Below are 15,424 nucleotides of genomic sequence, written 5' to 3'. Positions count from 1 at the left end.
CCGATGAGGATCGTCTTTTTTTATCTCTTTCTGCCAAGTCCCATGCCATTATACATTTTTCTGATCATTTTATTGGCTTCAATATTCGCCTTTTCTGCACCGCGGTCCAGAATTGCATCCAATTCAGGCGAATCGATCAATTCATGATAGCGTTCCTGGATTGGCAGGATTTCTCCAAGGACCACCTCAGCCAAATCACTTTTAAAGTCACCATAACCTTTGCCCTCATACATCTCTTCAATTTCTGAATAGGACTTTCCACTGAAAATAGAGTATATGGACATCAAGTTGGAAACACCCGCTTTGTTTTCCTTATCATAACGGACAATTCCTTCAGAATCGGTAACTGCGCTCTTGATGTTTTTTTCGATTTGCTTCGGATCATCCAATAATGCAATCGTCGCCTTTTTATTAGGATCAGATTTGCTCATTTTCTTGGTTGGTTCCTGAAGGGACATGATACGCGCCCCTTCTGTAGGGAGGCTGATTTCCGGGATTTTAAAAATGTCATTATGCTTTTTATTGAACCGTTCAGCCAAATCGCGTGTCAATTCAAGATGCTGTCTTTGATCTTCGCCGACAGGAACCACATCTGTACCATAAAGGAGAATATCGGCAGCCATCAGCGGCGGGTATGTAAGCAGTGCTGCGGATACCCCTTCTTTGCCTGCGGATTTGTCCTTAAATTGAGTCATTCTCTCAAGTTCCCCAATATAGGATATACTTTGTAAAATCCAGCCTGCCTGAGCATGCGCAGGTACTTCTGATTGAATGAAGATGGTATTCTTTTCAGGATCCAGACCAATGGCCAAATATAAAGCGGCCAATGTTTTAATGTTTTTCCTTAACTTAATGCGATCTTGTGGAACTGTAATTGCATGCTGGTCAACAATACAAAAGAAACATTCATATTCATTTTGTAAGTTAACGAATTGTTTCATGGCTCCGATGTAATTTCCTAAAGTAACGGAACCGGATGGCTGAATGCCGGAGAAAATCCTTTTCAACTGCTAGTCACTCCTCTAAATGCGTTTATTGATAAATGGATATTCGCTCTTCATTATTGTAAGGATAAATAGAAAATGAATCCACTTTCTTTGAAAGAAATGTGCGTGCTCCTGTGATGGGGAAAAACGCTCATTTAAATCTTGTGGAGGGCCGTTTTGTCCTGTATCGATGCCATTCTGAGAATACGAAATGTCCACTATACTGTATTTTAGCATTTATTCATATTAAATGTATAATCGAAACGGCAATCAAGCCAATAGAACGGATTTTCCGTTTCTTTTTTTTGACATGGAAGAAATGAAGGGTTCGAGGAAAATCCAACCGTTTAACATATATAACAATGAGCAGAGCATTTTAGGGAAGGATACTCACAAGGGAATACAGGATTGTGAATGTATTCTTAAGGCTGAAACTTTGTAAGGCAGTTTTTTTAATTATTTATCATATATAGGAGTAAAGTTAATTGTTTGTGGTATTAAAGAAAGGGGTTTATTATATTTGTTGAATATTGATGACTGATGGCGAATGAGGTGGAGAAAATGAAACCAATGTGTAAATGGTTGATGACAGGTATGTGCCTATTCCTGATTCAACAGCCAGTTCATGCGCAAGGCATGAACGAAACCAGGCAGGTGGCATTAGAAAATAAAGAATTGCCTGTGAGCGTACCGCGTTTTGTTTTTGATTCGGGGTTGAAATTCGACTATCCGGATGCTGTGCGCGGAATATATGTGACAGGGCCTGCAGCGGGCGGCAATAAATTGAATGAACTTATTAAATATGTAGATGAAACCGATTTGAATGCGATGGTCATTGACATTAAGGATGACAGGGGGAACGTTACGTATAAACCCGAAGATCCCGATTCTCCATATGCTGGGATCGGTAAAGACTACATAAAAAACCCAAGGTCAATGCTGAAAAAATTTGAGGATAAACAGATTTATCCGATTGCAAGGGTAGTCGTCTTTAAAGACTCCCATTTGGCCAAAGAGAAGCCTGAATGGTCTTTTTTAGATGGAGAAAAGGTATGGAAGAATGGTCGGGGGGAGGCCTTCGTTAACCCATTCTTAAAAGAGGTGTGGGATTATAATGTGGGTATTGCCATTGAAGCGGCAAAGATGGGTTTTAAAGAAATTCAATTTGACTATGTCCGATTTCCTGAAGGATTTGAAAATAAAGAAGATGATTTGAAATATGATGTAGGTGAATATGATGAAGCGAAAGTGAGTAATACAGCCAAAAGGGTTCAGGCAGTGACAGATTTCGTAAGTTATGCGAGGGAAAAACTGGAGCCATATGGTGTGGAAGTATCAGTGGATATTTTTGGATATGCGGCAACATTGCCTGAGGCTCCCGGAATTGGGCAAAACTTCACAAAAATCTCTGAGAATGTTGATGTCATTTCCTCTATGATCTATCCGAGTCACTGGACATCTTATTTTGGTATCGATAAGCCTGATTTGGAGCCTTATAATCTCGTTAAGGAATATGCGAAATTAGAGAACGGGAAGCTTAAGGAACTAAAAACACCACCTACTTCAAGACCTTGGTTACAAGATTTCACTGCCTCCTATTTGGGAGAGGGGAATTACCAAAGGTATGGTAAGGAAGAAGTGGAAGCTCAAATAAAAGCATTGAAAGACAATGGTATTGAAGAATACTTATTATGGAATGCAGCAAATCGATATACAAAGGGAGTAGACTATACTCCATGAAAAAAAGGATGACCAGGAAGATTCTTCCGGTCATCCATATTCTCTCTGAATTACCGCTTTTTATTCCCGCCAACTTGACTCCACCCTGACTGAATTCGTTTCGATTGATCGAAAATATGAGAGTGACGTTTCCCGCCAAACCATTTTTCGCCGATGCCATTCGTCACAACGCCATTCACGGCTGTAATGCCAATAACGCAAGCAGCGACTAAAAAAAAGTCCAAAAAGTAACTGATCATCAAAACCCTCCTAATATTTTCAAGCTATTCAAGTTCCATTGTAGTGGATAAGAAATAATCTGGAAAGTATAAACTAGCAAATGAGGAGATTAAATCATGAATTGGTATGAAAAGCTAAACCAGTATTTCCCTATTGAAGAAATGAAGTCCAAAGAACATATAGAAGTTCTTTTAGAAGACAAACAAGAAATTTATAAAAAAGATGAAGGTCCCGACCATGTTTTATTGTATGTGGAAGGGGAAGAGTTTATTTTCGTTGATTACCTTTTTGTGTCAAAGAAATCAAGGGGACAGGGACTAGGGAGGAAATTGATTCAAAAATTGCAAAAAAAGCAGAAAACGATCTTGCTGGAAGTAGAACCAGTACAAGAAAATGATGATGACACATTTAAAAGGCTGAAATTTTATAAAAGGGAAGGATTCCGGCATGCCTCTTCGATTTCCTACAACAGAAAATCGCTAGCCACCAAGGAAGAGACGCCTATGGAAATCTTATATTGGCCCTCGAACCCATCTGTTGATGAGGAAGACGTATTTGATTTCATGAAAAAGATTTATTCTGAAATCCATACTTACAAAGATGATGATCTTTATGGAAAATCATATCAAGATGTGGAGGATGTACTAAGCTTGAATGCAGGTCAGGAAACGGATATTTTCAAAGAGGTGCAAATTTAAGAAAAGGGCCGGTAATTTCACCGGCCCTTTTTAATTATATCGAAAAAAATGTTCCAGCAGAAAACATCGGAATTATGGAATGGCATATTTTTCGGCAAAATGAATTTCTATAGCTTCTTGGGTGGTAGATTGCTCCCTTGTCGCTTATTCTTGGGAGTTATCTTTTTACTTTTGGAAATATATGTGCTAAAAGAATGGTTTTTAATGTAAAAGGAGGAATTTGCATTTGATTAAAGAAAATATATTAACATGTTCTTGTTTATTGACAAAGATTGGGGGTAAATAAAAATAACGAGTTATTTAAAAAATCATGAGGGCCGTATTGAGAGTTAAATGAGAATGGTAGGTAGGTATTTTCAATTAGAAAAAGCGGTTTTAATGTATTACATAAAAAACAGAAAAAGCTATAGTACAGGCTAAACTTGAAGTTTAAAAGGATTTTTCCAAATATCAAAAAGGGTATTCATTTTAAATAAATTAGTGTATAATAAAGAAAATGAAATACTTAATTAAAATTATTTCAAATTAGAGTGGTACTTATGAATACTAATAGTAGATTTCCCCTCATAGATCACCGATTCTATATTTAGGGAGTGTGAGTAAACATGGTAACATTATATACATCACCTAGTTGTACTTCATGCAGAAAAGCAAAAGCATGGTTAGAGGAACATGAGATTGGATATAAAGAAAGAAACATTTTTTCAGAACCGTTAACGATTGATGAGATTAAAGAAATTCTTCGAATGACAGAAGATGGAACCGATGAAATCATTTCAACACGGTCAAAAACTTTCCAAAAGTTAAATGTAAATTTAGAGAGCCTGCCTCTTCAAGAATTATATAAATTGATCAAGGAGAATCCAGGTCTGTTGAGACGTCCAATTATCCTTGACGAGAAACGGCTTCAAGTTGGTTATAATGAAGATGAGATAAGACGCTTTTTACCACGTAAAGTCCGTACCTTCCAATTACGGGAAGCACAGCGTATGGTCAACTAATAAGGTCTTTCAAGCTCTGCCAGGAAATGTGCAGGGCTTTTTCTTTATACATATCTATGATTTTTCGCTGATTTTTTTAGCTTAATGAAGGGGAACATAAAGAATCATTAGGTGACAGCAGACGTTTCGGATTTGCAGCAGGTCCTTGACCGGTCATCATTTAAAATAATTAAGAATGAGGTTCGTCATGCTGTATATAATAAGGCATTAATGGCAGTAAGATTAAAATTGAGTAAAGCATTATGATAGTTGCATCAGGATGAATTATTTTATAGAATGAATGGAATATTAGGCAAACAATTGTTTTTTAGATAAGTAATGTTTTTTATTTCCCTTCTTCAAGGTTTTGTCATAAAATGATGTAAAATAGTCTGTTTTAATGGCTATCATGATTTACAGTATTCACTTACGGGTAAAGAGCTTTTAAGAGCAATTTTCGCTTGGGGGTTATTATCCCTTCAAAATGAGAAAGGAAGGGAGAGGGGAATCATGGAAATCGAACGCATTAATGACGATACAGTTAAATTTTATATTTCCTATATAGATATTGAGGAAAGAGGCTTTGATCGCGAAGAGATTTGGTACAGCCGCGAGCGAAGTGAGGAGCTTTTTTGGGAAATGATGGATGAAGTGCATCAAGAAGAAGAATTCATGATTGAAGGACCCTTATGGATTCAAGTTCAAGCCCTTGAAAAAGGCTTGGAAGTTTTGGTCACAAAAGCCCAGCTTGCCAAAGATGGTCAGAAACTCGAGCTGCCTCTTTCAGATGATAAGTTAAGGGATTTGAATGTGTCAGACAAGATGGATACGCTTCTTGATCAACATTTTCAAGGTAAAGATGAAGAAAGCGGTATGACATTCGAGGATGGTATGATTGAATTCATCACGACTTTCGAGGATTTTGAAGATGTCATTTCATTGAGCAAGCGTCATGGCTTGGATGACTGGACGACAAAACTTTATGTTTATCAGAATAAATATTATCTTTATATCGAGTTTTCCGAGGCGGAGATTGATGAGGAAGAAATCGATAATGTTTTAAGTCTTTTATTGGAATATAGTCAGGAGTCACCTATAACGGTGCACATGCTTGAAGAGTACGGGAAGATAGTTATCGATAATGATGTATTCGCAACGGTCGATAAATATTTCGCATAGACTGTTGAGGCCGATTTCAGTAGAAATCGGCCTTTTCGTCCAAGAATAAGTATTTTTTGCCTTAGCATGGAGGTTTTTTAAATATGCCTATGTTTGTTTGTCAATTGGAGGTAGTCTAGGTGAAGAATATAGCTGGCGTCGGTCTGCTTATTCTCTTGTTGGTCAGCACATGGCATTTTCTCATTAATGGAGTCGATGGCGGGCTGTTTTTTTATTCTGGCCTTATATTGACCCTTTTCTTGGTGATAATTGGATTCAACATTTTCATGGAAAACCGGGATCCCATCCAGACCATAACATGGCTTGTTATTTTTGGCGCTTTCCCATTCATCGGTTTCATTTTTTACTTTTTGTTTGGTCGTAATTTTCGGAAAGAGAGGATATTTCGCAAGAAGTACTTTTTGGACAAACAGAGTTTCGTGAAAATAAGCGGTGAAGCGGATTATAATGAACGAATGAAGGAAATAGGCGAGAACCCGCAGCAGTTGATCACTCTTGCGAATAAGCTGGGGAATAGCCCTATTTCATTTCGGACTGAAACTAGGGTTTTAAGGAATGGGGAGGAGACATATTCCAATATCATCGAAGAATTAAAGAAAGCCAAACATCATATTCATTTGGAATATTATATTGTTAGGGATGACCGCATTGGCGGACTGTTAAAAGACATCTTGATACAAAAAGTAAAAGAAGGGGTAGAGGTCCGATTTCTCTATGATGCGGTTGGTTCTTGGAAGTTGGCACGCTCTTATATCGATGAACTGAAGAATGCAGGGGCCGAAATGGTGGCCTTTGGTCCATTGCATCTCCCATTATTAAATAATAAATTCAACTTTCGTAACCATCGTAAAATAATTGTGATAGATGGCTCTGTCGGTTTCACCGGCGGCCTCAATATTGGGGATGAATATTTGGGACAAGATCGGAAATTCGGTTCTTGGCGGGATACGCACCTCATCATAAAGGGGGAAGCGGTCAGGACTTTACAGCTCATATTTCTTCAGGATTGGTATTATAGCACCAATAATAGTTTTTTAAGTGATGATTATCTCATGGCCGGACTGCCGGACCATCACGGACATGGCGGAGTTCAATTGATTGGAGGCGGGCCTGATAGTGAGTGGACGATCATTAAAAGCATTTTTTTTAAGATGATCACTTCAGCAGAAAAGTCCGTCTGGATAGCCTCCCCGTATTTCGTTCCTGATGACGACATCTTACAAGCATTGAAGGTGGCTGCTTTAAGTGGTTTGGATGTCAGGCTGCTCGTCCCGAAGAACCCCGATAAACGTATCGTATTTCATGCTTCGAGAACTTATTTTCCCGAATTGCTTGCTTCCGGAGCCCGTATATTCCAATATAATGAAGGCTTCATGCATAGTAAAATCATCATCGTCGATGACCAACTGGCATCAATTGGGACAACCAATATGGATATGAGAAGCTTTCACTTGAATTTCGAAGTCAATGCTTTTCTCTACCGGACGGAAAGTACCCAGCAGCTGGTGAATGATTTTTTGGAAGATATAAAGGTCTCCCAAGAAGTGGAGATTGAGGCGTTTTCCAAACGGAATTTCGGTTTGAAAGTTTTGGAGTCCACTTGCCGATTGCTGTCACCCCTTCTTTAGAGACTTTCTCTTATGCCGATCAGGCATTTTTTTTTGCGGATTAAAAGGAATCCTGAGCGGAGCAGGCGAATGTAGTGGATGAGGAGGAGATGTATGCTAACTGCGATAAAGAAAGATGGGACATGGATTACCCTCCCTGAAAAGATACCGGCAAACGTGATTGATGAATGGAGAAAGTCTACAGAATATTACTGTCCATGCTGCAAGATGGAAATGACCATCAAAGCGGGGAAAGTCAGGATCCCTCATTTCGCCCATAAAAATAATTCGTCATGCCGCACTTCTTCGGAACCGGAATCCGCCTATCATTTAATGGGAAAAAGAAAATTGTTTCATTGGTTCTTGTCACATGGTTATCAAGTGGATCTAGAAGCCTACCTTCCTGAAATTAAGAAAAGGGCTGATATTTTAGCTGTGATAGGAGGTGATCGCTATGCAATAGAATTTCAATGCTCAGTTATCCCGGAGGTTGAATTCATGGAAAGGACAAAAGCCTATCAAAGCATAGGGATCAAGCCAATTTGGATTCTCGCTGCAAAACGCTTAAAAAGGAAAAGTTTGTATGAATTCAGTTTATCCCGCTTTCACTGGCTCTTCGTCACCGGCAGCTTCCATCATCCTTTTCTTTGGATGTATTGCCCGGAAACTGATCATTTATCCGTATTGAAAAACCTCACTCCTTTTACCCCCAGAACCGTATTTGCCGAATTGACAACAGCTCCTTTAAAGCTCCTTACCCCTAGTCGGGCATTGCCCCAAAAATGCTTTCGATTTCCTTTTCTTCCCATGTGGAGATATAAACGAAATGGCTGGTCCCTCCATCGAGTGAAAACAGCACGGAGGAGCGATCCTTTTTTCGAAGGGCTATATTTACATCATATTTCACCTGCGACACTTCCAATTGAAGTGGGCGTTCCCGTCAGAGGGATGCTGTTGATCGAAACTGCCTCGATCGAATGGCAGGCATGGTTATACATGGAAGTGTTTCAAGAGAAAAGAACAGGGGAAAGGATTTTTATGGCTGATATCATCCATATTTTTAGAAAGCGTGCAAAAAAAGGGGACATAAAGTTTAGACCGTTGCCATTGCTTCATGAAAAAACCTTCGAGTATCCTGTAGGACAATATATCATGCTTTTGGAGCAATTTGGTTATCTATCAAAGCTGAAAGAGGGGGTTTTTATAGTTGAAAGGGAATTTACCCTTCCCTTCACCAGTGATCAAGCTCAAATTTTGGAAAAAAACTTCTATGATAAGCATAAATGGATGATGGAAAAGGGGAATATCCAGTATAATCAGTGATAACTTCTCTATTTATCTTGAATTCAGATGAAAGGGCAGGATTATTTTTATTAATGGAGAAATAGTAATAAGAACTGGGAATTAAGAAAACTTTAAGAAAGAATGAATGTCGAATGAAGTATTGCAGCGTTCGATCCGGTTTAACGAGTTAGCCCAATGGCAAGTTTCTATAGAATGGGGAGGAATTTTTTATGGCACAGGAAACAAAAGCGAATACATTACCTTCAAGAAGTGAAATAGCTCCTGAAGATACTTGGAGACTGGAAGATATCTTCGCAACCGAGGAAGATTGGGAAGCTGCTTTCAAAGCGGTAAAAGAAGACCTCAAAAAAGCGGAGGCACATAAAGGGACGTTGGGAGAAAGTGCAGAAAAATTATTTGCGGCCCTTCAACTCCAAGATGAAGTATTCGAGAAGCTAGGGAAAGTCTATTCTTATTCACATATGCGCAATGATCAAGATACAACCAATCCTTTTTATCAAGGGATGGAGGATCGGGCAAAAGCTTTATACGCCCAGGCAGCGGCTGCGTTTTCATATATGGTTCCTGAACTATTGAGTATTGATGAAAACAAAGTGGAAGGGTTTTTGGAAGAAAAAGAAGATCTGAAATTATACAAACATTCTTTAGAGGAAATTAATCTTCAGAGACCCCATATCTTATCTGCAGAGCAGGAAGAATTATTGGCGCAAGCATCAGAAGTACTTGATGCATCGGGCAATACTTTCGGTATGCTTAACAATGCCGATTTGAAATTCCCGACCATCAAGGATGAAGAGGGAAATGAAGTCGAAATTACTCACGGAAGGTATATCAGTTTTCTTGAGAGTGAAGATCGCCGTGTACGTGAGGAGGCATTTAAAGGGGTATACAGCAAGTATGGAGAGTTCCGTAATACATTTGCTTCAACCCTGTCGGGTGAGGTGAAAAATCACAACTTCAATGCCACAGTTCGAAAATATGATTCAGCACGCCAAGCGGCGTTAAGTAATAATAACATTCCGGAGACGGTATACGATAATCTCGTTAAAACGGTCAATGACAACTTGCCATTACTGCACCGTTATCTTGATTTACGTAAAAAAGTACTGCAATTAGATGAACTTCATATGTATGACCTCTTCACTCCTCTTGTTAAAGAAGTGAAGATGGAAGTGACATATGAAGAGGCCAAAGATTATGTCCTTAAAGGTCTTGCTCCGCTTGGGGAGGATTATTTGAACGTTTTGAAAGAGGGATTCGATAACCGTTGGGTCGATGTGCATGAAAACAAAGGGAAACGAAGCGGTGCCTATTCTTCTGGTACATATGGGACGAATCCTTATATTTTAATGAACTGGCAAAATAACGTCAATAACTTATTCACGCTCGTTCATGAGTTTGGGCATTCGGTCCATAGCTACTATACACGTAAATATCAGCCGTATCCATACGGGAATTATTCCATATTTGTAGCGGAAGTTGCATCGACTTGTAATGAAAACCTGTTGAACGATTATTTACTGAATTCAATCGAAGATGAAAAGAAACGAATCTATTTATTGAATCATTACCTGGAAGGTTTCCGCGGCACATTGTTCCGGCAAACGATGTTTGCGGAGTTTGAACATACGATTCATTTAAAAGCTCAAAATGGGGAAGCATTGACAGCGGATATGCTCACTAAGGAATATTATGAGCTGAACAAGAAATACTTTGGGGAGAATGTGACCATTGATGAAGAAATCGGTTTGGAATGGGCGCGTATTCCACACTTCTACTATAATTACTATGTTTATCAATATGCAACCGGAATCAGTGCAGCAACGGCATTGAGCAAGCAAATCCTTGAAGAAGGGGAGCCTGCCGTCAAAAGGTATCTGGAGTTCTTGAAGTCAGGAAGTTCCGATTATCCGATCGAAGTGCTCAAAAAGGCTGGCGTCGATATGACAAAAGCCGAACCTGTACAAGAAGCCATGAATGTATTCGAAGAAAAATTAAATGAGTTGGAAGAGCTTTTGAATAAATAGGATGCGAAAAGGACCCGAGAACTTCGGGTCCTTTTCAACTTATATGAAGTCCGTCATAATCCTTTAAAACGATTTCTCTGATTTAAGCTATGAAGAATTATGAAGAAAACAAAAAATAAAATAGGGGAGGTAAAATACAGAGGAATGAGGTTCATGATACCGAGCAGCTGGACAAATAGCGACCCTATCAAGAGTATGAGTAGAATAAAGCCTTTCAATTTGGTCACCTCCAACCTGGCAGCAGTAAAAGCTCATCTGCGCTTTATTAGATAGTATGTTTTAAAATAAGCAGTATTCTAAGAATATGACAATAATGTGAAGCTGCGCACAAAGTTCTTGCAATTAAGGTGTGTAATCTGCTATAGTACAGATATAGAAGTTATCACATCCCAAACATATACCCCTTTGTTTGTTCGTCGTGAAATTTCTCCTATCCCCTTATTCGTATAAATAGATGAAAACCCCAGCAAATTTCGTGATTTGCCGGGGTTTTTCATTTCCATGAAAAGTAAAAAGAATAAAATGACGCCGGTTGTAACAAAGTTGTAAGAAGGATTAGAAAATAAAAACATATGATTGAATATATTTTTGTGATTTATTTCACAATTAGATTCATTACCAAGCTTATCCGATATAAAAAAACGTATGGCTTTAAATGAAAATGGGCTCCTATTTAGCTATATATACCAGAAACGGTAAATAAAAAATGAAAAATATATATTGTGAACAATTTGTGAAATGATACACATAGAGTTGCAACATAACTGGATTATCTGTTATATTATTTATTGTGAAGTGAATCACAAACAAACTTATACCCCTTTGTTTGATCGTGAAAAATTTCTCCCATCCCCTTATTTTCTTATAAAAAACCATGCAATCTTTCGATTTGCATGGTTTTTAACAAAAAAGCAGTCAAATTCATGACTGCTTTTTTGTATATCTCCAAAACGTACCGTATTTAGCAGGAATCTTCTCTGCCATCTGTTTTAAAACAAGCTTTTTCATTTCCAGCTCGACGTTATTCTTATTCATATTATAAACAGTTTCAATTTCCTTTGTGGCCACTAGTTTGAAACAGCTTAAAAATTCTTCGAGAGAGGGGGGCTTTGCAGGGGCTGGAAGACCATTGAGCATATCTTCTAAAATTTGAACATATACCTCGTAAGAATAGACACCTGAAACTTTTATTCCCTCTTCTTCAATATTTTGATTGAAAAAGACAAGGGAAGGTATTTCAGTCACTTCCATTTCGCTTGTGATTTTCATGTCACATTGAAAGCCTTTGGCTGCACTGGAAGAATTGATGTCATAAAGGAATTCCTCCACGTCCAATCCAACCAGTTTGGCACATTCGGTCAAGACTTCGATATTGGATATATCCTTTTTTCCTATGAATACATATTCTTGAAGCTGCCTTAAAAAGCGAATGGCCAATTTACGCCCCTGCAATTCCGCTGCTTTTATTGCGATGGAAGCTGTATATGGAGAAGAGATTGGGTTTTCTGACCAAAGGCTGCCGTCGCAGGACATTCCCGAGCGGCTGGCTGTCTTTTCCCAAACTTGAGCAATGTTTTCATAATTTTTATTTTTCCCCATATTAAGAGAATCGATTTTACCGCTTAAAACATGGCGTAAACTGAACAATTGGCCATATTCTATCTGTAATTTCCTAATAATTGGTTCTAAGCCCCAGCATTCGGGACAAAGCGGATCAACAAAAACATAAATTTCAATTGGCTTTTTTCCTATATCATAGCAATGCTGCGTCTTGATCCAATCGGAAATATTGAAAACTGGTTTTTGTGCGCTCAACTGTCTTCTCCTTTCCCGTCAGTTCCGGATGTATTGATCATATGCTGTGCCGTCAAATAGAGGCGGTGATAGAAAAACTCCCTTATCTCACCCTCAAGGCCAACTTCGTCCATAGCATGATACATGCATGAAAGCCATGCTTTCGCACGTTCTGGTGTAATTTCAAAAGGTATATGTCGAGCCCGCAACATAGGATGGCCATGCTCTTCGGTATATAAAGAGGGACCGCCTAAATATTGAGTCATAAATTGTTTTTGCTTACGGACCGTTTCAGTTAAATCGTCAGGGAATATTGGCTGCAGATCCGGGTGCTGACTAACGTTGGAGTAAAACACATCAATTAATTTGTGTAATTGCCCTTCTCCAATTAATTCATATGGTGTAGGGTTCCCTTGCGTCATGTTGATTACTCCTTTTAAAGAAAGATGGTTGATATTTATTCATATTTTATCAATGACGTACTGATATAACAAATATATAGCTTAAAGAAAATTTTACATCTGTAGTATGACACAGGGGAATGATTGAAAATTACACTCTTGAGGGGCTTTCCCATTTGTTCTGGTTTCGTGGAGGAAGCATATATAGACATGAAAAAAACTGACCCGTCACAAATAAACAGGGTCAGCCAGTTTTAGCTTGAAAACGTGCCATACACTTTTTGAACATAGTTCTGGGTTTCTTTAAAGGGCGGGATGCCATTATATTTATCGACGTTTCCTGGCCCTGCATTATAAGCAGCAAGGGCAACCTGGATGTCCCCGTCATATCGTGCCATCATTTGACTTAAATATTTACTCCCGCCCATGATGTTTTGTTCTGGATCGGTTGCATCGTCCACCCCAAGGCTTTTGGCAGTTGCTGGCATTAGCTGCATAAGGCCAGTTGCACCCGCATAACTAGTGGCTTTAGGGTTGAAGTTGGATTCTTGTTTAATGACAGACTTAATCAGTTTTTCCGGGAGATTATATAAACTGGCCGCCTGGCTGATAATTTCATCATAGTTTGTTGCGGTTTCGCTGCTGCTCTGGTTGTTAGCATGGTCAGTGGATATCGGGTTGATGTTCATTGATGTTAGGACGCCGGGTTGAAGAAAGGATTTCGTTTCGGCTTCCACATTGGATAATAAAGAACCCAATTTCTGCGATGTGCTTTCAAGAGCATCACCCGAAACCAGTTCCGAGAGCATGACCTGGAATACGGATCGAGATGAATTTGTATTTGTGATGCTGCCATTTGTGAATTGCTGGATTGCCTGCAATTCCATAAACGCTTTGAAATCTTGGATTTTCAAACTCTCCACCTCCGAAGGGATTCAAACAGGATTATTCCTGGAATTTGGCACGATAAAACCTCTTAACCTTATTTTCGGTTTCCCTTACCGGAATTTGAAGGGTTTCAAGGAGAGTCAGGAAGTTTTTTTTTCCGGCTTTTGCATCCGTCACCTCATACTCAAGCTCGAAATCTTCCTGATTCATATACGAACTATGATCTAATACAAGTAAACCCTCTTTGTAAGGAAATTCAAGGCGGTCTGTCTTCAGTGTCCCAAAGCAGGCAAAATCTTTTGGATCAATTCCGCATTCGAGGATAAGGTGTTGGATCTCGCCATCAGGGAATGTGTGATGATTCAGAAATGCATATGCGGTTTCTTCTGGAATATCTTGATTCGTTTCCAATAATCCTTCTGTGGCGGGCTGTTTTAAAGTCAGCTCGTAACGCCCGTTTTTTTCCCGGATCCTAAGCGCAGAATCTTGATTTTTCAATGTGAATCCGAGTGTATCGAAGTAATGGTTTTTCTGGGTTTTAAAGTTCGATGCCCCGAGTTGAAAGTATTCGATCAGTTGACGAAATTCTTTTTCGCTTAATAGGTTTTTAAATTCAATTTCAATATGCTGGTTCATGTGTTCCACCCTTTCTGGCTGATTCTTAGATTTATCATATAAGAACCATTCCAGCTGTCAAATTGAATTCAATAATTTTTTGCTATTGTACTTGAATATTTAGGAATCAATTGCAGGATATGATAAAATATAAACGTTGAGCACGAAAAGTGGAATATCATATATATAGGAATTTAATACATACTTTTTGCTGGAAAAAGAAATAGGATCCAACGGTGAATTGGCATAAAGTCATTTGACTGCTGGATTTAGGAGAGCGTTCTGCCCATACCAGAGTTGAACAGGCGCTTTTTAGATAGATATAGGTGGTGTGGCAATGGAGAGTTGGGACGATTTCTTGGCGCCTTATACTCAGGCTGTCGAAGAATTAAAGGTTAAGCTAAAGGGATTAAGGAAACAGTTTGAGAGGGAGAATATTCACTCGCCGATCGAATTTGTAACAGGCAGGGTAAAGCCGATTGTCAGCATTTTGGATAAGGCGAGCCTGAAGGATATTCCCATTGATAAATTGGGAACTGAAATTCAGGATATTGCAGGGCTACGCATGATGTGCCAGTTCGTGGATGATATCGAACAGGTAGTTGAACTATTACGAGGTCGCAATGACTTCGAGATAGTCGAGGAGAGGAATTATATTTCCCATAAAAAAGCAAGCGGCTATCGTTCTTATCATGTAGTGATCCGCTATCCGGTCCAGACGATCCATGGCGAAAAAAATATCCTTGCCGAAATACAAATCAGGACGCTTGCTATGAATTTTTGGGCGACGATTGAACATTCTTTAAATTATAAATATAAAGGCATTTTCCCGGAAGATATACAACTGCGACTCAAACGTGCAGCGGAAGCGGCCTTTCTTCTTGATGCAGAGATGTCGCAAATCCGTACGGAAATCCAGGAAGCACAGCGTCTTTTTTCCAGGAAGAAAGATTCTTGAACGGATAAATGGGCAAACGAAAAGAAA

The 15,424-nt window shown here is 39.0% G+C and carries 14 protein-coding genes; 8 read left to right on the top strand and 6 right to left on the bottom strand.

The window, feature by feature from the left end; translation table 11 throughout:
- Window positions 1-20: 20 nt before the first annotated feature.
- A complete protein-coding gene (gene trpS, locus ACQKNS_RS06635) occupies window positions 21-1,007 on the bottom strand; it encodes a tryptophan--tRNA ligase (protein ID WP_427641713.1) in 987 nt (328 codons plus the stop codon).
- A gap of 573 nt (window positions 1,008-1,580) precedes the next feature.
- Here trpS and ACQKNS_RS06630 point away from each other — a divergent pair.
- On the top strand, window positions 1,581-2,726 hold the full coding sequence (locus tag ACQKNS_RS06630; RefSeq protein WP_427642157.1) for a putative glycoside hydrolase: 1,146 nt from the start codon (window positions 1,581-1,583) through the stop codon (window positions 2,724-2,726).
- Between the two features lie 50 nt (window positions 2,727-2,776).
- Here the strand turns inward: ACQKNS_RS06630 and ACQKNS_RS06625 are convergent, their stop codons facing one another.
- Window positions 2,777-2,965: a hypothetical protein gene (locus ACQKNS_RS06625; RefSeq protein WP_034314508.1), complete on the bottom strand. Its 189-nt coding sequence runs from the start codon at window positions 2,963-2,965 to the stop codon at window positions 2,777-2,779.
- A gap of 96 nt (window positions 2,966-3,061) precedes the next feature.
- Here ACQKNS_RS06625 and ACQKNS_RS06620 point away from each other — a divergent pair, with 96 nt between their 5' ends.
- The 6 genes from ACQKNS_RS06620 to pepF all read left to right on the top strand — a co-directional run bounded on the left by ACQKNS_RS06620 (window position 3,062) and on the right by pepF (window position 10,741).
- Entirely contained in the window at window positions 3,062-3,643 is a 582-nt protein-coding gene (locus ACQKNS_RS06620) for a GNAT family N-acetyltransferase (protein ID WP_427641712.1), read from the top strand.
- A gap of 605 nt (window positions 3,644-4,248) precedes the next feature.
- A complete protein-coding gene (gene spxA / locus ACQKNS_RS06615) occupies window positions 4,249-4,644 on the top strand; it encodes a transcriptional regulator SpxA (protein WP_034314502.1) in 396 nt (131 codons plus the stop codon).
- A 489-nt stretch (window positions 4,645-5,133) separates the two neighbouring features.
- Window positions 5,134-5,802 carry an adaptor protein MecA gene (gene mecA, locus ACQKNS_RS06610; protein WP_427641711.1) on the top strand — a complete coding sequence of 223 codons (669 nt, stop codon included), beginning with the start codon at window positions 5,134-5,136 and terminating at the stop codon, window positions 5,800-5,802.
- Between the two features lie 119 nt (window positions 5,803-5,921).
- On the top strand, window positions 5,922-7,430 hold the full coding sequence (gene cls, locus ACQKNS_RS06605) for a cardiolipin synthase (RefSeq protein ID WP_427641710.1): 1,509 nt from the start codon (window positions 5,922-5,924) through the stop codon (window positions 7,428-7,430).
- 93 nt (window positions 7,431-7,523) lie between these two features.
- Window positions 7,524-8,732: a competence protein CoiA gene (locus ACQKNS_RS06600; RefSeq protein WP_427641709.1), complete on the top strand. Its 1,209-nt coding sequence runs from the start codon at window positions 7,524-7,526 to the stop codon at window positions 8,730-8,732.
- A 191-nt stretch (window positions 8,733-8,923) separates the two neighbouring features.
- Window positions 8,924-10,741 (top strand): oligoendopeptidase F, encoded by a 1,818-nt coding sequence (pepF, locus tag ACQKNS_RS06595; RefSeq protein ID WP_427641708.1) that lies wholly within the window; start codon window positions 8,924-8,926, stop codon window positions 10,739-10,741.
- Between the two features lie 921 nt (window positions 10,742-11,662).
- Here the strand turns inward: pepF and ACQKNS_RS06590 are convergent.
- The 4 genes from ACQKNS_RS06590 to ACQKNS_RS06575 form a co-directional block, all read right to left on the bottom strand.
- On the bottom strand, window positions 11,663-12,556 hold the full coding sequence (locus ACQKNS_RS06590) for a ClpXP adapter SpxH family protein (protein WP_427641707.1): 894 nt from the start codon (window positions 12,554-12,556) through the stop codon (window positions 11,663-11,665).
- The gene (locus ACQKNS_RS06585) at window positions 12,553-12,957 is read right to left on the bottom strand and encodes a globin (protein ID WP_427641706.1); all 405 of its coding nucleotides are present in this window, start codon (window positions 12,955-12,957) and stop codon (window positions 12,553-12,555) included. Before ACQKNS_RS06585 ends, ACQKNS_RS06590 begins: the two co-directional genes overlap by 4 nt.
- Before the next feature lie 233 nt (window positions 12,958-13,190).
- Window positions 13,191-13,859: a lytic transglycosylase domain-containing protein gene (locus ACQKNS_RS06580; protein WP_427641705.1), complete on the bottom strand. Its 669-nt coding sequence runs from the start codon at window positions 13,857-13,859 to the stop codon at window positions 13,191-13,193.
- A gap of 22 nt (window positions 13,860-13,881) precedes the next feature.
- A complete protein-coding gene (locus ACQKNS_RS06575) occupies window positions 13,882-14,460 on the bottom strand; it encodes a CYTH domain-containing protein (RefSeq protein WP_427641704.1) in 579 nt (192 codons plus the stop codon).
- A 316-nt stretch (window positions 14,461-14,776) separates the two neighbouring features.
- Between ACQKNS_RS06575 and ACQKNS_RS06570 the strand changes: the two genes are divergently transcribed.
- Window positions 14,777-15,397 (top strand): GTP pyrophosphokinase, encoded by a 621-nt coding sequence (locus tag ACQKNS_RS06570; protein ID WP_034314484.1) that lies wholly within the window; start codon window positions 14,777-14,779, stop codon window positions 15,395-15,397.
- Window positions 15,398-15,424: the final 27 nt, after the last annotated feature.

Origin of the sequence: Peribacillus sp. NPDC094092, assembly GCF_050279365.1 — a bacterium.
Lineage (GTDB): Bacteria > Bacillota > Bacilli > Bacillales > DSM-1321 > Peribacillus.
Note: the sequence above shows the minus strand (reverse complement) of the source record. Positions and strands in the feature narration are given on the sequence as shown.